Source organism: Streptomyces sp. NPDC025806 (assembly GCF_055558275.1).
This window is the reverse complement of sequence record NZ_JBVHMU010000003.1, coordinates 153191-175783: the sequence shown is the minus strand read 5'-3', so window position 1 is coordinate 175783 and position 22593 is coordinate 153191. Positions and strand designations below refer to the sequence as shown.

Annotated in this window: 11 protein-coding genes and 2 pseudogenes; 4 read left to right on the top strand and 9 right to left on the bottom strand. The window is 66.6% G+C overall.

The features are described 5' to 3' along the window. The first annotated feature begins 259 nt into the window (after positions 1-259). On the top strand, positions 260-1873 hold the full coding sequence (locus ACZ4E1_RS07870; protein WP_467536916.1) for an MFS transporter: 1614 nt from the start codon (positions 260-262) through the stop codon (positions 1871-1873). Between the two features lie 298 nt (positions 1874-2171). Here the strand turns inward: ACZ4E1_RS07870 and ACZ4E1_RS07865 are convergent, their stop codons facing one another. From ACZ4E1_RS07865 to ACZ4E1_RS07850, 4 genes are all read right to left on the bottom strand, one after another. Then, positions 2172-2819: a TetR/AcrR family transcriptional regulator gene (locus tag ACZ4E1_RS07865; protein ID WP_116157425.1), complete on the bottom strand. Its 648-nt coding sequence runs from the start codon at positions 2817-2819 to the stop codon at positions 2172-2174. 99 nt (positions 2820-2918) lie between these two features. Beyond that, positions 2919-4007 carry a catalase family protein gene (locus tag ACZ4E1_RS07860; protein WP_467536914.1) on the bottom strand — a complete coding sequence of 363 codons (1089 nt, stop codon included), beginning with the start codon at positions 4005-4007 and terminating at the stop codon, positions 2919-2921. A gap of 28 nt (positions 4008-4035) precedes the next feature. Beyond that, positions 4036-5376 carry a Dyp-type peroxidase gene (locus ACZ4E1_RS07855; RefSeq protein ID WP_467536913.1) on the bottom strand — a complete coding sequence of 447 codons (1341 nt, stop codon included), beginning with the start codon at positions 5374-5376 and terminating at the stop codon, positions 4036-4038. Between the two features lie 13 nt (positions 5377-5389). Next, on the bottom strand, positions 5390-5998 hold the full coding sequence (locus ACZ4E1_RS07850; RefSeq protein WP_362057653.1) for a hypothetical protein: 609 nt from the start codon (positions 5996-5998) through the stop codon (positions 5390-5392). A gap of 419 nt (positions 5999-6417) precedes the next feature. Here ACZ4E1_RS07850 and ACZ4E1_RS07845 point away from each other — a divergent pair. Further along, positions 6418-7467, top strand: a pseudogene (locus tag ACZ4E1_RS07845) (PP2C family protein-serine/threonine phosphatase). A gap of 966 nt (positions 7468-8433) precedes the next feature. Here ACZ4E1_RS07845 and ACZ4E1_RS07840 read toward each other — a convergent pair. The 4 genes and pseudogenes from ACZ4E1_RS07840 to ACZ4E1_RS07825 all read right to left on the bottom strand — a co-directional run. After that, complete coding sequence (locus ACZ4E1_RS07840; protein WP_467536909.1) at positions 8434-11433, bottom strand: DUF499 domain-containing protein; 3000 nt, start codon at positions 11431-11433, stop codon at positions 8434-8436. Between the two features lie 53 nt (positions 11434-11486). Then, entirely contained in the window at positions 11487-14237 is a 2751-nt protein-coding gene (locus ACZ4E1_RS07835; protein WP_467536907.1) for a DUF1156 domain-containing protein, read from the bottom strand. Next, a complete protein-coding gene (locus ACZ4E1_RS07830) occupies positions 14234-17458 on the bottom strand; it encodes a helicase-related protein (protein WP_467536905.1) in 3225 nt (1074 codons plus the stop codon). Before ACZ4E1_RS07830 ends, ACZ4E1_RS07835 begins: the two co-directional genes overlap by 4 nt. Positions 17459-17939: 481 nt before the next feature. Next, positions 17940-18355, bottom strand: a pseudogene (locus ACZ4E1_RS07825) (gfo/Idh/MocA family oxidoreductase); the annotation flags it as partial. Between the two features lie 527 nt (positions 18356-18882). Here ACZ4E1_RS07825 and ACZ4E1_RS07820 point away from each other — a divergent pair. Together ACZ4E1_RS07820 and ACZ4E1_RS07815 are read left to right on the top strand one after the other, a co-directional pair. Further along, positions 18883-20142 carry a competence protein CoiA family protein gene (locus tag ACZ4E1_RS07820; protein WP_467536903.1) on the top strand — a complete coding sequence of 420 codons (1260 nt, stop codon included), beginning with the start codon at positions 18883-18885 and terminating at the stop codon, positions 20140-20142. A 293-nt stretch (positions 20143-20435) separates the two neighbouring features. Next, positions 20436-21482: a competence protein CoiA family protein gene (locus tag ACZ4E1_RS07815; protein WP_467536901.1), complete on the top strand. Its 1047-nt coding sequence runs from the start codon at positions 20436-20438 to the stop codon at positions 21480-21482. Here the strand turns inward: ACZ4E1_RS07815 and ACZ4E1_RS07810 are convergent. Next, positions 21448-22581 (bottom strand): hypothetical protein, encoded by a 1134-nt coding sequence (locus tag ACZ4E1_RS07810; protein WP_467536900.1) that lies wholly within the window; start codon positions 22579-22581, stop codon positions 21448-21450. The genes ACZ4E1_RS07815 and ACZ4E1_RS07810 overlap by 35 nt on opposite strands. Between the last annotated feature and the right edge of the window lie 12 nt (positions 22582-22593).

Genomic DNA, 22593 nt, shown 5'->3' with positions numbered 1-22593 from the left:
CGGCTCAGCGGGCCGGGTCGGCCGTTGGTGACCGGACACCGTGCGCCACACCACACCCTCGGGCAGGTCAGGTCGGGAGCTCTGGTCAGCGGCGGGGAAGGCGACTCAATAGTTGCACACTAGCGAGCAATTAGCTAACCTGCACATGGATGGGCAATTAACTTGCCCGACGGTGCCTCGCAAGCAGACAGCCGCGCCCGCGCCGATCCTCTCCCCCGAAGCCTCCCGCTTTCTCTCTCCCCCCGCCGAGGAGCCCTCGATGCCGCTCTTTGCCAACACACCCGCCGAGAAGATGACCGAGCCCTACCCACGCCGCTGGTGGGCCTTGCTCGTGCTCTGTCTCAGCCTGCTGATCGTCGTGATGGCCAACACGTCGCTGGTCGTGGCCGCGCCGGACCTGACGCAGGACCTGGGACTCTCCAGCAGCGACCTGCAGTGGGTCATCGACGGCTACACCGTCCCGTACGCGGCGCTGATGCTGGTACTGGGAGCGATCGGCGACAAGTACAGCCGCCGGGGCGCGCTGATCCTGGGCCTGCTGATCTTCGCGGCCGGTTCGGTGATGGGCGGCCTGGTCGACGAGACCGGCCTGGTCATCACCGCGCGCGCGATCATGGGCGTCGGCGCCGCCGTGGTCATGCCGGCCACCCTCTCCCTGCTGGTCGCGGTCTTCCCGAGGGCAGAGCGCGCCAAGGCCATCACGGCCTGGAGCGCCACCTCCGGCCTCGCCATCGCCGCCGGACCGGTGGCCGCCGGCTGGCTGCTGCAGGACCACGCCTGGGGCTCCACCTTCCTCATGAACGTGCCCATTGCCGTCCTCGGCGTCGTCGGAGCGCTGGTACTGGTACCGCCGTCCAAAGCGAAGGGCATGGGCCGCATCGACTATGTCGGCGGTCTGCTGTCGATCGCCTCGGTCGGCAGCCTCGTCTACGCCACCATCGAAGGCCCGCACTTCGGCTGGGGCACCGGCCCGATCGCCGCGGCCGTGGTCGCCGGCCTGAGTCTGGCAGCCTTCATCGTCTGGGAGCTGCGCCACCCCAACCCCATGCTGAATGTGCGGAAGTTCAAGGAGCGCCCCTTCAGCGGCTCGATGCTCGCGGTGCTGTTCTTCTTCTTCGGCACCTTCGGCTCGATCTACTACTCCACCCAGTTCCTGCAGTTCGTCCTCGGCTACGACGCGCTGGAGACCGGCATACGACTGCTGCCGCTCGCCGGAGCCGTCTTCGTCGGTGCCGCGGTGACCGGCAAGCTGGCCCCGAAGCTGGGCGTGAAGCTGATGGTCGGGACCGGCATGGCCATCGGCACGGCAGGCGTCTTCCTGCTCACCCAGATCGAGTCGGGCTCGACGTACACCGACTTCCTGGCGCCCCTGCTCCTGCTCGGCTTCGCCATCGGGCTGAGCCTGTCCCCGGCCACCGACACCATCATGGGCGCCTTCCCCGAATCGGAGCTCGGCGTCGGCGGCGGCGCCAACGACACCGCGCTGGAGCTCGGCTGCGCCCTGGGCATCGCCGTCCTCGGCTCACTGCTGGCCACGTCCTACAAGGACAAGCTGACCGAGCTCGTCGGCGGCCACCTCCCGGCCGCCGCGATGGACACCGCCAAGGACTCGGTGGGCGGCGGCATCGCGGTCGCCGAACAGGTCGCCCTGAACCCCCAGGGCGGCGCCCAACAGGCCCAGGCCCTGCTCGGCGCGGTGCACGAGTCCTTCGCCCACTCCATCGCCCACACCAGCCTCATCGGCGGCATCATCATGGCCGCCGGCACGCTGATCGTCATCGCCGTCCTGCCCGGCCGCAAGCGCGTCGCGAAGCACCGTCAGGAGCAGACGGACGGGACGGCGAGGCAGACCGAGACCGTAGGCGCCGCCTGAACCCCACGGCATGACCGCGGCTCATGGCCGCCGACCGGAGGCCGGACAGCGTTCCGGCCTCCTCCACCAAGGACGGGCCGTACCTGAGCGGTGCACGGCCCCGGACGGTGCCGGAAGGGACAGCCGACACCCTCCTCTTGCTGCGTGCGTCCAGGGTGCCGACCGGGAAGAACCGAGTGGCCCCCGGCTGGGACTTCCCGGTGCGACGGAAGGGGGTGCACCAGGCAGGAAGTCGCCCGGAGGCAGCGCCTTGGCACCGGGTCCGCTCGCACTTCCGCGCCTGCGGCCGGGCCGCGGCTCAGCCGTCGCCGCCGGCCTCCGGGGCGACCGAGGCCGCCACCTCTTCTACAACAACGCCCGCCCGCTCCTCCGGCACGCCGGCCGCGATGAGCGTGGTGACGGCCACCCGGGTGCCGTCGTCCTCCAGAGCCCCGGTGTTGACCTCTTCCAGCAGGGCGAGCGCCATCGCCTCCAGAGCGGCGCTGAGCACCGCGGGCGGCAGATGAGAGTGGAAGACTCCGTCCCGCTGGCCCCGCTCCACGACGGCCGTCGCCCTGACACGGGCGGGTTCGAGGATCTCGGCGACCCTTTCGACGCCGAGATCCCGCTGGGCGAGCGCCAGGAGCATCCGGTACCGGTCTCCCACCGGCCACATCGCCAACGAGAAGCGCGCGAGCGCCCGCTCGGCCGGCTCCGTCGCCTCCGCCGCGCCTGCCACGGCGCCCTGAAGAGCCTCGGCGGCCTCCTCGGCCAGCGCTTCCAGGAGCGCGGCACGTCCGGGGAAGTGCCCGAAGAGCGTTCGCCTGACGACACCGGAGGCGCGCGCCAGCTCCTCCAGGGTGGTGTCGGGGTTTCGCCCGAGCTCCTGGCGAGCGGTGGCCAGGATGCGTGCCCGGTTGGACCGTGCGTTGCGTCGCTGCGGCACGCGGCCGACGGGCTGGGGCACGGAAGGAACCTCGAAGAGTCCGGACGGAAACGGGCACCACCATTCTGGCACGCGAGCCGCTGCACGATCCGCGGCCGTATCCAGAGCCGGCCTGCCTGATCAGGCGGGAAGCTCCTTGATGTCGAACGGCTCCTCGGGCTCGATGCCGTTGACACGGTGGCGGAAGTCGCTGGAGGCGGGATAGGCGGCGCGGCGCGACCGCATGATGGAACCCAGGGGACGGTGGGCCTCCAGGGCGTGCCAGGGGCTGAAGGACAGGACGTCGTCCGCGTAACGGCGGCGGGCGTCGCTGTAGGCGTCCTGCGCGGGCAGGTGCAGCACCGCCACGGTCTCGTGCGGGGACAGTTCCTCGGGCCACAGGACCGAGGCGTCCTCCACGGGCATCCGTTCGACGTCCGTGCACAGCTGGGCGCGGATGTCGTACTCGGCGCTGTCGTGCGCGAAGAAGTCGACGACGAGGTCGCGCAGCGCCGACTCGCCGGCCTTCTTGTGGACGCGGCTGCCGGTGAGGGCTCTCACGTTCGCCGAGCGGGGCGCGGCGGAGATCTTCGCGACATGGTCCCCGTAGCGCAGCGCGGCCATGGAGTGGAAGGTCTCGCCGAGGATGTGATCGTTGGCGGCGGCCAGGGTCTCGACGGTCGGCGGGAGCGGTCGTCCGGAGCGGGTGAGGGCCTTGGCGGCCACGCGGGCGGCCGCGCCGGTGAGCTGGAGCTGCTGGTCGCTCTGGCGGGGCTGCTTCTCCAGCAGGTCCTGGAGCTTGGCGTACTCGGCGATGTTGCCGAAGGGCAGCGTGGGGTGGTTGACCAGGAGGAAGTCCTGGGTGGTGAAGCCGTCGTCGATGGCGCGGGGTCCGGGTGCGTCGATCACCTTGATCGCGATACCGCGCTGCACGGGCACCTGGTCGGAGCGCAGGTCGCCGGGGGCGGAGGAGAAGCGGACGATCACCGGGTAGGTGGCCGGTTCGGCGAAGAGGCCCTGAGCGAGGTGGGCGGGCAGGTTGGGCTGGACGCGCAGTTCGCCGGCGAGGACGCCGTGACTCTTGGCGTGGGCGTCGCGCAGGCCGTGCCGGTGTTTGTCGGCGACCTGCTGGTTGGCTTTGCCCATGGCCGCGACGACCTGGCGGACGAGTTCGCCCTCGTCCGGAAAGGGCTGTTCGAGGTCGGGGCTGTAGCGGACGTACGAGGTCATGGGGAGTGCCTTCGCGCGGGGTGGGGGGTCAGTTGCTGCTGAGCCAGCGGATGGCGGACAAGCTGGGCATGAAGAAGTACTCGCCGCCGAGGAGGGTGTTGAAGGACTGGATGTTCTGCACCCGGCGGGGCGGGGTCCCGGGCACGGTGAAGTAGGCGCCCTTGTCCTGGAGCGAGATCATCGGGTCCTTCTCCTTACCCAGGCCCATGAAGTTGCCGGAGCCGACCCATTCGCTCTGGAGGAACTCGACGTTGTCGATGGCGCGGGCGCCGAGGGCGATGAAGTCCAGGCCGCGCGGTGTGCCGTCGTCCTTGAGGCGATCCAGGGGCAGAGGGGTGCCGTAGGAGGTGCCGCGCCGGATGATGCGGCGGATGTTGACGTCGGTGAGAACCGTGAGCTTGGTGTCGCGCGGGTTCATCCGGCGGATGTGCGAGCCGAGCGGGGTGCACAGTCCGCGTGGGTCGGCGGAGTAGTCGAAGTCGTTGATCCGGTTCGGGTCCTCACCGATCGCGGGGGTGTCGCGCTCCGGGGTCAGGGCGAGAGGTGCGCCGCTGCGCCAGCGGCCGACGAGCTTGGCGGCCAGCAGTTCGCGTTCGGCTTCGGTGGAGGCGTTGTCGTGCAGCCACTTGTTGAAGGCGGCGACGTGGGAGTGGTACTTGCGGAAGACGACGTACGTGCCGTTGCGACCGAGGACGTCCGGGGCCGGTACGGGCAGCGGCGTACCGGTCTCGCTCGGGTACCCGAGGACGAACTCACCGGCCTTGATGGGCCGTCCGTCGCCGGGCAGGGGTTCGGCGCCGCTGCCCTCGATCACCGGCTGGCTGAAGCCGTCCCGGTATCCGAAGACGTTGAACCCGTCGGCCGCGAAGTCCTGGTGCGACAGCAGCCGGACGCCAGGGACCTCGCCCAGTTCCTTTTCATAGGCGCCGACTTCGGTCCGCCAGTCGTCCTCGCTGGCGGCATACACCGTGACGGCGATGTGCACGCGCGGGGTGCCGAAGGGGAACTCCCAGCGGTCCGGGGTGTTCACGCCGGTGTCCCGCAGCCGCTCGGCGCGGGCGGCCATCCCGGCACGGAAGTTGGCGGGGAAGGAGGCCAGTGACTCCTGCGGTACGCCGAGCGCCACCAGCCCCTGGTAGCTGAGGGCGAGAGCCAGCCAGGACGGCTGCGGCTCGTCCCAGCGGGCCGCCGAGGTCACCCTCGGGGCCAGCCGACGCAGCAGCTCCCTGCCCCCTGCAGCGTCAGCGATCTCCAGGATCGCGTGGGTACCGAAGTAGGGCTCGGGTCGGGCCCGCAGCAAGGTCGCCTGGATGTCGTCGAGATCCAGCGTGGGCGGGCGGCGCAGACGCCGGAACAGCGGAGAAGGCATGTCGCGCCTGCCGTCAGTTGAGGTCGGACAGGAACCGCTGCACGGCGGCCTCCTGCCGCTTGAGCCGACCGGCCTCCGCAACAGTGAGGTCGGGGTGCGCGACGTACCACGCCTCCGCCGGGAGCTGGTGCTTGACGATGAACTCCTTCACGTCCGGCGAGGTGATACCGGGCCATCCCTCGACGTTGCTGAACAGGTAGTCCATGAAGTCGGGGATCTTGGTGGCGAAGTCGTCGATGTAGGGGTCCCACTCGCCGTCGAAGGCAGTCGCGAACAGCAGCTTCGTGTCGTTCTCCAGGAACACGAACCGCATGTTGTGCAGCGTGCCGACCTGACCTGCGCCCGCCAGGTTCCCGCCGACCAGCTTGAAGAACTTCCGCAGCTGCTTCGCGCCGTCCGGCTTCAGCGGCAGGATGGTCGTCAGCTCGGACACCTCGCCGCTCTTGGCGCCGATCCGGCCGGCAGTGGTGACGGCGTGCTCGGCCATCTCCTCCTTGTCGGCCAGAAGCTCGGCGATACGCAACTTCAGCGCGATCTTCGCGTCCGCCAGCGCCGAGTCGACCTTCTCCCGGACGGCCTCAGGCAGCTTCTGGAACCTGTCCTGCAGATCCTTTTCACCCATGGCACTTCTCCTCGGGATCGAGCGCCCACGCTGTCAGTCGGCGCAGAATTTCCCATTCGGCCAGGTAAGGGATGCCACGGCGGCATCCGAAGGTGCCCACCCACACCCACTGACCATCTCAGCAGAACTGATTAAAGCATCAGACAAGCAGTCCCGCCTGTCAACGCACGACACCCGATCGGAGGCATGCCGCCGGATCCCTACCGGCGACGTTTCCTTGACGCCTTCCACCGCAGCCACCGCTCTTGCGCAGGGAGGCCCGAGCAGCCGCGGCGCGACAGCCCGCTCCAGCCACCTTCCCCTCGTTCACGCACATCGACAACCCGAGCAAGGCGCCTGTCCGACCACCACCTCCGCACCGAATTCGACTCGCTCCCGCTCCACGGGCGGCGTCACGACGACATCCACATGCGGCATCCATGCCAGCAGCACCAAGCAGCCTTCAGACCGGCCCGGCCCCTTCAAGCGAGAAATCGTTCCACGCGCTGCCGGGAGCGGTTGCACTCCGCGATCTGGCGTACGCGGATGCCACGAGGCGTTCTTGTCGATGTCGGGCCAGCCCCTTGAGCAGCTGATCGGCCGGTACCTGTTCGACGTCTTCCCCCACAATCCGAACGACCCGCCGCGACCGGTATGCGCAACCTGTATGCCTCACTGCGCCAGTCGCGGACACCGGCGAGCCCGACACCATGGCCGTGCAGACTACGACGTGGGGTACCCCGACCGGCCCGGGGTGTGGGACGAGCCGTACTGGAGCCCGGTCGCTCCTGACGGCACCGTGGCTCTGCTGCTGCACCGGGTCGAAGCGGTCGCCGAACTCATCCGCGCCCGCGGCGGCCGACCGGGCGGACCGCGCGCCGAGCGAGCTCTACCCCGCGCCCGGAAGTTGCAAGAGGTCAACGAGCGCCTGCGTCAAGCCCACGCCCGGGAGGGAGAGGTCGCCCTCCACCTGCAGGAGGCGATGCTGCCCGCGCCCCGCCGCTCGGCCACCACCGGGCCGCGGTGTGCCACCGGCCAGCGGTGGGAGCCTGAACGTGTGCAGCGACTGGTACGCCCTCGTCGACCTGCCTGAGGGCTGCCGCACGGCCGTCGCGGCCGGCGTCATGGGCCAGCTCGGCAGCGCACCGTGTCCGCCGCCTCCCGAGTCTCCGACGACCCCGCCCCGGCCCTGGAGGTTCTCAGCCTGTACGCCCGCTCCGTCGACGGCGCCGTATCCACCACCGCCGCCTGCGTCCTCGTCGGCTGGAACGCCCGCACCCTCATCTACAGCAGCGCGGGCCACCCCACCCGTGCTCCGGCTCCCCGATGACACCGTCACCTACCTCGACCAGGCCAGCGACCCACCGCTCGGCGCCCGCCCCGAACACAGCGCCGCGGACCCGGACCAGCTCGCCGACACACTTCTGACCCGCCTCATCCCTGCGGCCGACCTCACCGACGACACCGCCCTCATCGTGATCCGCCTGTAGACGAAAAGCCCGAGGACCTCGCCGCCACCGGATCGGGAGCGGTTGACCCAGCGGACGCCCCCTCACGAGCACGCGAACCTCGTGTCACGGAACGTCACTATCGAGAGGCGGATAGGCAGCGGCAGTCAACAGCTCGGCAGCCAGCGCCCCGGCCACTGCAAGCTGCCCACCGCCACCCAATCGAGGGCTCCGCCCGGCGGTCACCAATCGCGCATGACGCCCCATCAGAAACCGTGCCGTCCGTGCGTCAAACGTGCGTCACGTGCGTCGAATATGCGTCAAAATATCGCACGTAACGCACGTAACGCACACTCGGAGAAACGGCAGGTCAGCGGCCCTTTTCAGCGGACTCAAGGATCGCCACGCACTCCACATGATGCGTCATCACGAAACATGCGGAACGGAATCACGTGAAAGAAGCCGCAGGTCAGTGACCTGCCCGAGAAAATACGGGCAAAACGGCCGTGTGCATTGTGTGCGCTGTGGGCGTTACAGGCGCAGCCTGACGCACGTTGCCAGGGCTCCGAGCATTGAAGACCCTTACCCCGCATGATGGAACACACCTCAAGGCCCAGATCGCTCGCGCCCAGTAATGCTCGACGGTCAACGCATCGTCAGCCTTCCTTGCGACCACGACCACAGAGGTCAGTCCCACAGCCGTGGGCGTGCTTCGATCGCAGCCAGTTCTTACGGATACCGGCGCAGTTCGCGTCGAGGTCGACGCCTCCCGGCACAGCCCGAGTGCTTCCCCTGGCGGCTCAGGAGGACGCCTCTGTGGCACCCGGAGGTTTCACTCCTCTAGCCTCCACGTCTTGCGCCCGCGACCCCGGGGTGAAGATCGACGGTGTCCATTCGCGATCTGCCGTTCCCAGCCGCCCGTTCACCCGACGCCGCACAGTGCACCAACGGATGACTGCCTATCCACACAACCGAAGAGCCGCGGTCACCAGCATGCCGACTGCCTCATCAAATCTCCTTAAACGTCCCGTTTATACCGAGTTCTTCTAGACGCTGCTGGATCTGCTCGGCCTCATCGGCCTGAATGACCAATTGGAGAGTGCCCTGCAGATAGCTAATCTGCCTTTCATCTAAGGCCATGTAGAACGCCCGGAAGAGTGCGGCGAAACCGTCAGCGCTGTCGCTGTTCGCCAGGAGGTTCTTGGTGAACGAGAAGGCGACCTGCCGGTCTTTGACCTGCTCCCTTTTCGGGGGTTGGTCCGGACTCGGCCCATCGGTCTCCCTCTGCCGGGGCACGCTCGGAGTGTCGCCTCCGGGGCTGCCTGGCTTGAGTGTCGAGCCGATATCGACGGTGTCGTTGACACCCAAGGAGCATTGGCCCTCGTGAACCGGCTGGTCACAGCCAGCGCAGGTCTTGGGTTGGGGCTTGGCGAGGCGCAAACCCGTGCTCGCGAGGTTGACCTGTCCGGGAGCTGTGACCTCCACGTCGGTGCCCGCTCCGTCAACGATGCTCAGCAGGCCCTGGCTGACAGCATCGTAGATCGCCTGCTGAAGGTCGCGGTCGCCGCCGTACAGCAGCGGCAATCGCGGCGCGCTGTAGAAGGCGGCTCGGATGTCAGAGAGGGTCTTGCCGTAATCGTGTTCGCGAAGGTTGTGCAGGAGGGCCTTGGCGCTGAACTGGCCAGTGTCGAAGACCTTGTCCCGAGCAGCGAGGCCCTTCCAGACAAGCATGCCGTCGAGGGCGGTGATGTTGTCCTTGTCGAACGTAAGTTGGTCGAGGTACCGCTCCCCGTCCGGGTCGGGCTGGGCCAGATAGGCGACATGCTGGTACGCACGCTTGAGTGCCCTCTCCAGCTGGGTCTTGGCCTCGGTGAGCTCCTTGGCACCGATCGTCTTGAGTTCGTCGTCGTTCTGAATCTCGGGCGCCTGCAGGGCCTTCTGCCTCGCCAGGTATTCCACCGCCAAGTTCCGCGCAAGAGCGCGCTGCTGGGTGTTCACCACGGCGTATACCGCACTGCTGGCCCACTGGACGGGGAGCTGCTGCGCACCTTGCCCGAGCCCCATGGCTACGGTAAGTGCCTCGAGGGTCGGCTTCTCCATGCCGTTGCGCAGGCTGTACTGCGCCGGGTCGAGGACGATGAGCCGGGTGGTGTAGGCGGTGTCCGAGCCAGCCGTAGCAAGGACGTCAGCGGGGCTGCGCTGGGGATCAGCTGGGACGAACTGCAGATCGCGGAATGGGCCGCTGCTAGCCAGCCGCTTCGCGATGTCGGCAATGACCTGGTCGCGTTCGGCCTCGGTGATGGTGCGCCGGATGTTCTTCACCAACATGCGGTGGGTGAGCCGGGTGGAGAGGAAGTATCGGGCCGGCTTGTTGTTGCCCTGACCGGGAGTGATGTCGAGCGCGCTCATCCCTTGGTTCGGATTGACCAACTCATCGACGACGCCGTCGGCGTCGGTGACGGTGTACGTGGCCTCCGGCACGCTGGTAGCCGCCTTGACCTCAGGAGCACTGGCGCCTCGGCCCCGCCCCGGGCGCAGGGTGCCGACAACACTCGCCAGGAAGATGAAGGTGGCCGCTCGTTCAGCCGCTCGTGGATTGTTCCTGCCCCAAGTGCTGGCCTGCCGTTCAAGGTCCTGGCGGCGCGCTGCGCCTGACGAGCCGTCGTGGTTGATGACCTCGATCTCAGCCAGGCTCCGATAGTTCGCGATGGTACGGTCGTCCTCCACTAGGCCGCTGCCCAGGAGCGCCTCTCGGACGGTGCTGTCCGACAGCGGCAGGTCTCCGGGCCCTATGAGCGCCGGCACCCACTCGCCTGCCTTGCCGCGCCGCTGCAGGGCATAGACCGTGGCGGCGAAGATGCGGATCGTGGACCGGACCCGTTGGAATCCGGTGACCTTGCTCCACTCCTCCTTCGCCAGGCTCATCAGCATGGGGTGGAACGGGTAGCAAGCTGTCATCTCCGTACGCCAGTTGCGGCGCCACGCAGGTCCGATCGGGTCCCAGACCTGCTTGCTCCAGGTCTTGTCCGTCAGTACTCCATCGTAGAGCGCAGCAGTCGCAGCGAGCACCTCACCGGCGGGTTCAGCATCGAACAGCCTTCGGCGGAGGATGTCGGCGAAGTCGCCCACGCCGGTCACGGTGGTCGGCAGGCCGTTGCGGTCGAGCTGGCTATTCAGGTCGTCGCGGCGAGCCTGAGCGGCCGGCGAGAGCGCGGTTTTGTCGGTGTCGGAGGCGATCATCACGACCAGCATCGCGACATGGGGGACGTCATTGACGACATCGAGCAGAGCCCGTAGGAACGCCATGTCCTGGGCTGCCAGGTCGGTCCGGTTTGCGCCATCCAGTCCGTTGCCGATGTAGTCGAGCACCTCGTCGATGATGATCAGTACGGGTCGGTTCACCGCGCTGATGGCCTCAGCGATCTTGTGCTTGTCGCTCCAGAACTGCCGGTAGCGTTCGAAGAGGGTGTAGTCCTTAGAGAAAAGACGCCACAGGAAACGCTCGTAGAGGTTGACCGCGGGCCCGTCGAACTCCTGCACCCCGGCCCCTGGGGTCATGTTGTCGCAGGGCAGCACGACAACGTGCGGGCGCCCGAGGCCGCCAACAAGCGGGCGGCCGATCCTGGCCCTCGCGCGCTCGGTTACCTTCTCGCCGAGCTCGGTTCCCAGCAGCGCCCTTGGATTGGCGGCCAGATGATAGGCGCCGATGCACGCGTGAGACTTACCGCCGCCCATGCCCTGATCGAGTCGGGTGACCGCTCGGGCTTTCAAGTAGTCGTCGCCACCACCGATGCGGACTGCGATCTCGGTGAGCAGGTCAATGAGCCGTTCGGTCGGGTGGGTGATGTCGCCGTAGTAGTCGGCGTCGGCATAGGGCGGTCGGTCGGCTCCCGTGGCGTGAACGGCTCGGAACAGCGACATCTGCACGTCATCGATCTGCCCGGAGGCGCTCCGGATCTCCTGGCGGAGCTTGAGTGCCTTCCACCACGGCGTCACGCTGGTCGTCATGGCTTCTCTCCTGGGATGGTGGACACGAGGATCACGGGGGCGGGGGTTAGCCATCACGTGAGCCGCAACTGGACATCGTCGATCAGTTCGAGCTGAGACTTTTCGTAGTTGTTCGCAGCGGCGGCCTCTGCAGCACTGACCACGCCGGCCCGGTTGCGCAGCACGCGGGTGAAGCGGACGGAATCTGGGTCGTTATCGGGAAGCCGGTCCGCGAGGAACTGGACTGCGGCCCACAGGAAGGTGTCGTCGGCTGCGTGCTCTGCGTCCGCCAGCACCTGGCCCATGGCCTGCAGGCCCTCCTCCGAGGCTTCTGCGAGTGCGAGGGCGATGTCGATGACGGTCGAATCGTCGCCGATCTTGACCTTGTAGTCGCGGGCAGCGATGAACTGCACACCCTTGTCAGCATCAGGGACCAGGTCGCGTATTGCTGCCAGGTCGAGCGAGGAAGCCAGAGCCTGCCAGCGCAGTTCGGACTTCGCTCGGATCTGGCGGTTGTAGAGCGTGATCCACCACAAAGCGAACCGTGTTCGAGCGTCAAAAGTCTCCAGCGGCTGGTGGTTGATCTCGACCGCCATGGCCTCTTGGACTGCAGCTCGCGCCAGCGGAAGAAACGTATAGATATCGACGGGGTCGCCCTTGGCGTCGAGGACCTCGCTGTAACGACCGACGACTTCCATGGCCGGTCCGGCAGCGGCCATCAGCATGTCCGCCGGGGCCAAGCCCCACCGCTCCCAGTCCGGGTAACGACGCTTGATCTCTGCCTTGATCTCGGCCTCGACCGCGCCCTTGCGCCCAGGGGATCGTCCAGGCGCCATGGGGCGGCACGACATAGTCAGAGTGGTCTCGATGTTCGCCTTGCCCTGATGGTTGCCAGCCTCGGTATTCGCTGGCCACGACCCCGTCATCACCAGGCCCGCCTTCTCGACGGCTGTGAGGAGGCGCTGCCAGACCTCGGGGTCTCCGGATCCAAACACGATGGTCACCAGTCCGTTGTCACGAACCACGCGACGCATCTCGCTGAACGCCTCGGTGATCTTCGTGTCGTAGTGCTCGCGAGTCCGGTGCTCGTTGGGCGCCTCTCCCCGGACCCGCTTGACGATGATCTCTTCTGACTTCTCCTGACAGCCGTGTTCATCGGACGTGACGACGAGCTCGGGCCAGGTGCTGTGCAGGGCACGCTTCAGCCATGCGTAGATCAGATCGGAGGAGTCGGCATACGCGATCATCTCGTCGTACGGCGGGTCAGTCACCACGGCAGCGATGGATGCGTCCCGGAGGTTCATTGTGGTGGCCGTACCGCGAGCCACGCTCACCGGCACCCCCTGAATGTCGGCCATCAGGTTCGTAAGCGTCGACATGCTGCTCCTGCACAGAGACGACCATGACCCCGGGCCAGTGCCGATGCCCACCTCGAAGAAGTCCTGGGAAAACACGATCGACCCCTGGTTCACGTAGATGTCGCGAACCTTATTGAGGTTTGAATAGAGCGCGGAGCCCCGTGTGGATGTCCGCAGCTTCCGTGCGACGACTGCGCTGGCGTATCCGCTCAACGCCCGTGCGTAGTCAAGGCTCACCCCTGCCTTGTGTACGAGTTCTTCGGAAACCTCAGAAATCGTCCGGGCAAGCGTGGCGAAGGCCAGGCTCTGGCGATCGCACATGAAGTCGCCGTATGTGCGCGCCCCGTAGATGGACGGCCCAATGATGTTGTTGTTGCCCGGTGCGATCCGTTCGTCTGGTATGGCACTCAGGAAGGGGCTCGGGTCAGACAACTCACACAGTGCCGCTGACGTGGCGGCGACAGCAGCGAGCTCCGTCTGGGTAGGCTCCCGGTACTCCTTGCTGAAGTCGTCCGAGTGGTCGGCCACCACCAGGAGCATGTCTGTGGCGCGTTTCTCGTCGGTGAGGCGTCGATGCACATCGAGTGGGTGCACATGACTACAGAAGGGGCAGATCGCCGACTTTCCCGGCAGCGTGCGCCCCTCAGCCGTACGAGCGCGCGTCAGCGTTGGAGTGCGCCTTGGAGGGCCCTCGTGCACCACCGCTGCGCAGGTGCCGGCAGCCGGGTCGGCTTCGATGTAGAACGACTGGCCGGGATCGATGACAGGCGGAGCGCCCTTGCGACCGCGCTTCTGACTCGGCCTTCGCAGCTCATACGAGCCAACCAGCGGGAACCGGTTGCCGCACTCTTGGCACGGTATGGCGATGGCCCACAGATACCCCCACGGTTGTTTGCCGTTGACCTTGGGGTAGTAGTCCGCCATGGCTGAGGTCCACCGGCGTCCCACCTCATCGAGAGTTGCGCGAACGTCAACAAGCAGCCGGGGCCGGTCATCGTAAAGGGCGTCGCTCTCCTCGGCGAACGGCAGGCTCGGCTCCTGAGACCAGTCCCGGAGGGGGAAGTCGGTGAGGAGCGTACTGGCCAGTACCGCGACCGGGCTGTAGTCGACACCGTGGGCTTCAAGCCCGAGTCGCCCCGCCTCGAGCGGAATCATTCCGCGCCCGCTGAACGGGTCCAGGACTGATGCGCCCTCCGGGTTCGCCTTGAGGATCTCGTCATGGAGCATCTGCCAGACGGCGTAGCGCCCGGACATGGCCCTGTGTACCAGCTCCTGAAGGCGCCGTTGCTCAGTCTGATCCTCCGGCCAGGGCAGCAGCGAGCAGACCACCGCAGCCTTGGCCTGTGCGACTGGACGCTTCGCGAACCACGGGAACAGCCCGATCTCGGTCGCACCGCTTCCCCATCCTGCTGAACTGTTCGCCGAAACCTCGGCGCAAGGGAACCAGCGTTCAATCATTCGGGTCATGCGTTGCTCCCGGGGGCGTTCTTGAGGCTGCTGCCCGGGACGCGGAACACCGCGTTCCCGGTCATGACGTTCGCGAAGAGGGTGGCGGGATCCTGGTAGGCGCCGAAGAATCGGCCCTTGCCGTCGGCGCACTGGTCGATGACGTAGAGCCAGTACTCCTTGCGGTGCTGGGTCGCGATGAGGACTTCGTTGCCTGTCATTCGGATGCCGTCGCTGGCCGCGCTGCCGAGTACACCCTTGACCTCGACATGGCGTACCTGGCTGTGGCGGCGGGCCTCCAGGTCATAGCCGCGGCCTTCGGTGTGGACGTCGACCACCGTCCAGCCGTCGTTCTCGAGGACCTGCTGCACACGCCGCATGGAGACCAGTTCGGCGTCGATCTCGGCCTGGATACTCATGTCGGCGGTGGCCAGGACGCGGATTCGACCCACCTGCTTGGGTTCGGTCAGGTGTACGTCAGCGAGCCGCTCGAGCTGTTCGAGTCGCTCAGCGGTCTGGGTCTGAAGCCGGTGCCGCAGCTCAAGACGGGCAGCGCGGTCATCGATGCGATCGGTCAAGCTCAGCGGCAGGTTGGTCAGGTCGCGGCGGGCTTGGGCGAACCAGTCGGCGCGCACCTTGCGGTGCTCCGCGACGGTTGTAGCGGCCACTTCGTGTGCGGCTGTGAGCGCGTGGCCCTCCCGGGCCGGATGCGGTGAGCCGCCGTACTGGTCGGTGGGCACAAGGTTGGCCAGGGACTCCCATCGCACAGGACGGGCATTGCCGCTGTCGTCCACCTTGATCAAGGTGGCCCATACGCTGGCGCGCTTGCCATTGCTTTCGGTCATCGTCGCCTCATACGCGTACAGGTCGTACGCAGTGAGGCTGGTGGGGTCGGATGCGGCGCCCGATTGGTACAGGTCCTCGGCCAGGGTGTGATCGGCTGCGTTGATCAGGTCGCTGAAGCCGGGCTCACCGGGGCCGAGAGTGACGGTGTCACCGATGTCGATGCTCTCCGAGGCTTCGCGCACCACGTCCCCGCTGGTAGCGACGTGAACCTCGTTCCGTCCGCCCAGAGTGGCCGGAAAAGTAGCCTTGCCGTTTAGGGAGAGCCGCCGAAACCCGGGCCCGGCCGCGGTCGGAGCGGACTTCAGCACGCCAGCCGCCGCGAGCCGGTCGAGGTATGCCTCGACGATGGCCGGGTTGATGCGTGCGAACAGGTCACGCTGAAGCAGGGTCAGTGCGGCCACCGCGTCCACCTGGCTGGCCAGGCGTCGTTCGTTGTCCCGTACCTTTCGGGCTGCCCGGCTGAGTTCCTGCGCTTGGACCGCCTGGGCAGCGTCGATGGCCTGTTGCTTCTTCAGCTCGTCGTTGCCGTAGAGGTCTGACAGCCACTTGTCGTAGTCGACGCCGGTGATTTCGGCGACCACCGAGAGACTGTCGAACATCTGGCCGTGCAGCTCATTCGCGGCCGTAACGAAGTTGTCCAGGAGGCGGAGCAGGGTCTTGCCTTCCCGGGTGTCGGTAGCGACCAAGTTGTAGAGGTAGACATCGCGTTGCTGACCAACGCGGTGGATGCGTCCCATCCGCTGTTCGAGGCGGACCAAAGACCACGGGATGTCGTAGTTCACGAGCACGTGCGCGGCCTGCAGGTCGATACCCTCATTGCCAGCGTCAGTGGTGACAATGATCTGGAATTCGCCGCGCATGAATGCCTTGCGCGCCTCGTCGCGTTCGGTCTTTCCCTGACGGCCGGAGTAAAGCTGGGCTGTGTATCCCTGAGCCTGGAGCCGCCGGGCGATCCACTCGGCCGAGTCTGCGTACTCGGTGAAGACAACGGCCTGTTCACCGTTCCCAGGGTGGATTCCGTGAGTAGCCAGGCAGTCGTCGGTGAGTCGCTTCCACTTCGACGGCTGCCAGCGAGAGTCACTGATCGTCGCTTCGATCTGCTGCACAAGGCTGTTGATCGAGGCCCGCTCAGCCCTGGTCGAGGCCGAAACCGTGTGAATCACCTTCGCCTCATCGACCTCGGCCTCGTCACCATGATCCTCACGGTCGGCAATGAGCGCCGCCTCCGCCTCGCTCATCGCCCCCATGTGTTCGTGCCGCCGGCGCAGCGTCTCGGCCAGCGCGTAGAGACTGGAGGCTGCTCGCTTGCCGTAGACCATGCGAGCAAGCGGCTGCGCCACCGGCGGGAAGAACCGGTCGACCATGTCCAGGGCGGCTCTGTAGAAGCCGTACTCGGTCTGCGACAGCGGGACACTGTGGTTGTGCGCGGTGCGCCCCTTGAACAATCGGGTCGTGCCGTCGTAGTCGACCAAGTCCTCCTTCATCCGCCTCAGGAAGTGGATGGGGCCCGGACGCAGCGCACTGAGCTCGATGTTGGGGTCGTTGCCCGGATCCGGGTAGATCTCTGGATCGACCAGATGCAGCAAGTGCCGGAAGAGCCACTCTTTGCCCCGGTGCGGCGTTGCCGTCATCAGCAGCGCACGCAGGGTGTTCTTGGCCAGTAGCCGCCCGACCTGGTGGAAGCCAGCGGCAGTCGGAGTCAGTCGGTGCGCTTCATCGAAGACGACCAGATCCCAGCCAGCCTTGTCAGGCCGGATGGCATCCTGAACCGCGGGATTCACCGCTGCCAACTCCAGCGACACCACCCACAGGTCGTTGGAGTTCAGAGCATCCTCACGCACCGTGGCCGAGGTCAGCTGCCGCAGCCCGCCCCCCAGTAACCGCTGGAAGTCGTCCACCCACTTGGTGGCGAGGTTCGCCGGGCACACAATGATCGCCCGCTTGATCAAGCCGAGCCTCTGCATCTCACGCAGGTACAAGCCAGCCATGATCGTTTTGCCAGTACCTGGCTCGTCACAGAGGAGGAAGCGCAGCAGGGGTTGCGGAAGCATTGCCCCGTAGACGGCAGTGGTCTGGTGCGCGTACGGCTTCAGAGGTGTGGCTGCCATCGCGCTGGACTCGGCGTTGGTCGCCGCGGCGTTCATCCACTGGGTCCACATCGCGGCCAGCACCCGGGCGGAGTCAGCCTGCCCGTCGCTGACGAGAGGCCGCACGGTTTTGGTATCTCCGGCTGCCAGATTCACTTCATGGCGACGGTCTTCGTCGTCGACCAGGATGAGATCCCATGACCCTAACTGCTCTCCGGGCAGGGCGAACCTGACTGTGGCGAACTCCGGTACGCCAGCAGCCCGGACCCTTACTCTCTGGCCGCGCTCAAACGTCCCTTGGGGCTGCATGCTTACGCGCCTGCCCCAAGAGACGGTGGAATCCAGCTGATGAGACTGGCCATGAGCCAACCTGCTGGACGTGGACAAGCCATGCCCTGGTCCCTCCCCCTCGGCCAGCCGTGGTTCCCCAACCGTTGGCCGACTAACAGATGATCAAATTACAGTAACCAACTGGTAGTTCCAATACTCGGAGCACGAGGATGAGGGCTAGAGCGACAATTTTCGGACACCCAATTCCATGGCCGAAAGGGCCCGTTGGGAACGCTATGGCCTTCGTCCAGGTCAACATCCCCCAGCGAAGGCGAGAGCGGGCTGGCGAGAGCCGGATCTGGCCAATAGCCTCGTGATTGCCCCCACACCTCGTAGAGCCACCAGGGATGCGCCTGCTGTGTCGTTCCTTGGGAGCGCCGAACTCGTTCAGGGGCACTTCCGTCAGCGCGGAGACCTTGACCGGCGGGACAGTTGATCAGCTGGTCGACTGGGCCGACACGCCGCCTCGCACGAACCGCAGGAACTCGTCGATCACCAGCGGATCGGCGCCCCCGCGTCCGGCCTCGTCCTCAGCGTCCGACACCGGGTGCTCGGCGTCCGCTTCGGCCCGGTAGGTGGAGGGCCGAGAGTTCCACACCTTCACGACTCCCCCGGGCCCTCCCTGAAGTCCTCGAGCCGGCCCCGTCACCGATGACGGTGTAGTTGCGCCAGTAGTCGGGGGTGAAGTGTCACTGCCGGTACGACGCCAACACCCCTTTGTCCAGGCGCATGTTGAGCAGCGACAGGCCCTTGGCGTCGATAACCGGGTTCAGTCCGCACTGGGTGTAGCGGGGGCCAGTGCCAGGAAGAGGCGTAACAGTCGTCGTGCTTGGGCTCGCCGGACGCGCGGCGGTGCGGGCCGTCGCCATAGACCAGGCTCGCCCGCGCCATAGCAGAGGACGGACATAGGTGACGCGCAGCTGCTTCACCGAGTCTGCCACCTTGCGGCCGCGAACGCACTTGCCTACGTACTTGACCTCGTAGCGCCCATATCTGTCCTGAGCTGCGATCAAGGCCAAGTGCCGTCCCTTGAAGAGCTCTTCCTGGCGTATGAGTGTCCACTCGTACTCAAGACGACGAGACCGGTAAATCTCCTCGAGAGCTCTGACGTCTTCGTACTCGAAGCTCTCGCACCTGATGATCGCAACCATGGCTGCATTCTGGCCCAACCCGCCTACGGGCGGGCCGACTTCACCAGTGCAGACCGCCTCTGCCGCCCCACCGGCAAGCCGACAGGGCAGCACAGGCCGGTCCTCGCCGACCACGCAGGTGATCGCGAAATGGCGCACACCGAACCAGCGCCAGTGCGTCGCGATGGTGTCCTACCTATCCGAGCAGGACGATGGCCGTAGACGTTACGTGATCTGGTGCATTGTCAGCAGCCGTTCCTAACCTGTTGAGTTATGGCGAACGGCGTGTGGCACACCGGCTATCACATCAAGATCGAGTTAACGCATCCGGACCTCGGACACCCGGACCGCCCCGAGCTGCTCGACGAGATCACCCGGCCGATCGAACAGCGCGACCGCGAGTTGCTGCGGTGTCTGCAGCATCACGGCACCGGCATCTGCCGGGCCGAGGAGGAAGACCGTTCTCCATGGATGACAATCCGGCGGCGCACTGTCGACGGGGTCACGACCCTGGTGGCCGCGCATCTGCCAGTACGCACCAAACCGACAGCCGATGAGAGCGACAAGCACAAGGCGCTCAAGGAGCGGATCGCGCGTGCCGCGCACCGTCACGGCCTTTCCGCGCAGATCGAAGCCCGCAGCACGGACGGCAAGATACGCAACGATGTCCTGGTGTCAGGCAGCGGAGGCCATATCGGATGGGAGGCCCAATACTCGCCGATCACCGCATCGACCGTGCGACGGCGTTCAACTGCCGCTGCAGACCGAGGGATCATGCCCTTATGGGTGACCAACGATGACCGGGCGGCGCTGATCGACCGTGCACCCTGGGTGCGCGTGGATGACCTGCCCTGGCGGGACATCGCCTCCGACCGCGCAATGCTCGTACGCGGCGGGGTGCGACATTTACAGGACTGGGCCTGCACGCCGGCCGCCCAGAGACCCTGCCCGCTCAACGGCAGTTCGTGCGGTGGACTGCACGTCGCCTGGAGCTTGCCGGCGCTCTGCCTGCCGCCCAAGCCACACACTGGGGTCGATGCCCTCGTCGCAGCGAGCGCCGAGGGCGACTTCGTGCCCATGAAGATCCCTGCCCAACACGCCCCCCGGGCCTCAACCCGGCTGTGGGCCCCGGCAGCCGACCGGGACCGCTGGCGCAACATCATCGGCGAGGACGAGGCACTGCCGGACGCGGAACCGCCGATGCAGGCGACTCTGACGTTCACCGAGGAAGATCTCGACTCCACCTGCCGCTACGGTGAGGACACCCGGGTCTTCGACGACCGGCGACCGCGCCGGGATCACTCTGACGCATCCGGCTTGCACACCTTCCCCGAGGTACCTCAGCGGATCTTCCGTATCCCCCGCCAACCTCAGCGCCTCGACGTCAGCCCTGAGCAGCGCGCCGAAGCATCCCGGCGCTGCGGCTGTCGCATCTGGCAGATCGGTCCCTGTGCCGGCTGCGGCACACCGATTCATCGATACGGCCCAGGGTCCGCGCATGCCTGCGCCGACTGTCGACGGCGTGCGCGCTAGATGACGGCGTAGGACGTGGCCACCTCGAACCGCGGTGGGAATCCTCCCGGGACCACCGCGGTGGGCCAGTCCGCGGCCGAGGGGCGTCCTTTCCACCGAGACCGGTGGCATCGACGCCTTACGCACGGGAGTCATTGAGGGCAGCAGGAGGGCTGATGGCGTTCAGGGCACTGCACGCTCAGCGGGGAACCGTCTTCGCCCACCTGGCAGATCTAGGTTGCGGGCACGACTGGGCCGCCATCTGGAGAGCCCGCCCACCAGCCCCTCTGTCCTGCGTCGAGTGCGGGCACACGATGTACGCGAAAACCTCGCACCACGGCCTGCACTTCTTTGCCCACGCCCCAGGGGCACCCCACTGCGCGCTCGCTGAAGAGACCGTCCACCATCACTTACTCAAACTCGAGCTCGCTACCGCTGCCCGCACCGCCGGCGCCCAGGCGGAACTCGAAGTCCGCGGCCCCGCAGGGACCTGGCGGGCCGACGTGCTGGCCACCCACCCCACCGGGGACTGGCAGATCGCTCTGGAAGCCCAGCTCTCCCCCAACACCCGTCAAGACATCATCACCCGGACGCAGTTGATGAACAGCGACAGCGTGTCCGTCATCTGGTTCACCGACCGAAAACATCCACCCTGGCTCGGCCACGTCCCCAGCGCTTGCGTGTCCCTCGACGACGAGCACGGACTCCTCGTCACCGACGCTCTGGCCAAGTTCACGAAAGGCTCCTGGCGGAGCGGCCCGCAGACTCCCGCATCCACATTCCTCAAGTGGATCTTCACCGGACAGGTCGTCGCCCATCACCGACGAGCACCCGTGACCGCTCGCGAATGGCACACTGTGTGGACCGCGCCCCGTTACATCCAGGACGAGGCCGCGCATCTGGCCGAAGCGCAGCGCCAGTTGAGCCAACGGCGCGAGGCCGAGCAGCAGCGCCGCGCTGAACGACTTCGCGTCGCGCAAGAACACGATCGGCAACGCTTCGGTACGGACCGGACCAATGACCACCAAGCAGCGATTGATGCGTTGATGCGGCGGCAGGCAGCGCTGGAGAAGCCGGTGTACGACTTCGTACGCCGCGCGACGGGCGCCGAACCCTACATCGATGAAGACCCGGCAGCCGAGTTCGCCATGGGCCTGCCGGTGTACATCGGCCAGCGTCCGTACGGCGTGGTATGCCCTGTCGCCAGCAGAATCCCCGCCGCAAGGACACAACTTGCCCCCTTAGTGATCTTTGTGGCATCACGCCGGGAGAAGGACCGCATCGCCGCGCAGACACAGCCCGACCAGCGCATCGTGGTCTTGTCGGCTACTGGTCCAGGAGCTGCTCAATCGCTTGGATGATGTGCTCTACGGTTCCCGGGTTGGCCGCAAGGGCTGACAGAGAGACGCCTGGCCAGCCGTTGAAGCCCGACTCCCGCTGCACGGCCAGCTTCTTCCCCAACTCGCCTACGGGCGGTAGCGCATCCGCGAATCCGGCCGCAGCTTCACGTCCCAGCCGCTTGGTGATGGAGCCGAAGCTGAAGGCGAGTTCTCCGGCTGCGGCTCCGTCGTACAGCGACAAGGTCCCGACCGGCACCCATTGCCCTGAAGCCTGGTAGTGCAGATTCATACTCGGATACCTGGCGGTGCCTCCTACGAGTCGCCCCCGCTCCTGTGCATGGTCCAACAAGGCATTGGCGACACGACGCACCTCGGGCGTGCAGCGCCTGTCGAGGGCGGCTTGCAGTTCCTCACGCGTGCGAGGTGCACTGCGTTGCTGGCCCGAGGGCGACTTCGCGGCTGTAGCGACTTCGCCGTAGACACGGGGCACCAGGACCGTCAGCTCGCCGTCGCCGCGATACTGGGTCAGTTCCACTGCGTACACGTCGGTGTGCCGCATCTGACGGTTGAGGAACTCCACGATCGCGCGGAGCTCCAACGGGATTCTGTCGGCGACGAACAGCAGACGCATCTGGCCGGCTGCCAGCCTCTCCTCCACAAGCGCCCAGAAGTCGTCCGGCGAGCGTTCATCCAGCAGTTCCCCGTATGCCTCAGCCAGATCACGGCCGTCAGCCTTGCACGTCTCTTCGAAAGAGTGTTGCAGCAGGGCCGCCGGCCAGTAGCGGGCTCCGTTAGCGGCGTAGTCGAGCATCTGCCCCACCACCTCGCGGCGGATCCGGGTGTCGGTAGCTCGCTTGACCTCCACTAGCATCGGCACCCCCTCGGCATCGACGAACAAGTGGTCCAGCCAGTACGCGGAACCGCTGTCCGCACTCGTGGCCACTCCCATCTCTCTCGCCACCAGCACAAGACGCAACGGACGTCCGTCCGCCAACGTGCCGAAGTCCAGCACTCGAGGATGCCGCGCCAGCAACTCCTGGAACTCTGCTTCTGTCTCGAACCCGGAGACTTCCAGCGACTGCAGCCCTTGCCCCAGCAAGAACACCGGCTGATCCGTCACGCCCTGCCCCTT

Bases quoted from the DNA above. Each gene is read 5' to 3' on its own strand.
- ACZ4E1_RS07835 (WP_467536907.1), bottom strand. From the start codon at position 14,237: ATGACCCGAATGATTGAACGCTGGTTCCCTTGCGCCGAGGTTTCGGCG.
- ACZ4E1_RS07850 (WP_362057653.1), bottom strand. From the start codon at position 5,998: ATGGGTGAAAAGGATCTGCAGGACAGGTTCCAGAAGCTGCCTGAGGCC.
- ACZ4E1_RS07870 (WP_467536916.1), top strand. From the start codon at position 260: ATGCCGCTCTTTGCCAACACACCCGCCGAGAAGATGACCGAGCCCTAC.
- ACZ4E1_RS07855 (WP_467536913.1), bottom strand. From the start codon at position 5,376: ATGCCTTCTCCGCTGTTCCGGCGTCTGCGCCGCCCGCCCACGCTGGAT.
- ACZ4E1_RS07830 (WP_467536905.1), bottom strand. From the start codon at position 17,458: ATGCAGCCCCAAGGGACGTTTGAGCGCGGCCAGAGAGTAAGGGTCCGG.
- ACZ4E1_RS07815 (WP_467536901.1), top strand. From the start codon at position 20,436: ATGTACGCGAAAACCTCGCACCACGGCCTGCACTTCTTTGCCCACGCC.
- ACZ4E1_RS07860 (WP_467536914.1), bottom strand. From the start codon at position 4,007: ATGACCTCGTACGTCCGCTACAGCCCCGACCTCGAACAGCCCTTTCCG.
- ACZ4E1_RS07840 (WP_467536909.1), bottom strand. From the start codon at position 11,433: ATGACGACCAGCGTGACGCCGTGGTGGAAGGCACTCAAGCTCCGCCAG.
- ACZ4E1_RS07820 (WP_467536903.1), top strand. From the start codon at position 18,883: ATGGCGAACGGCGTGTGGCACACCGGCTATCACATCAAGATCGAGTTA.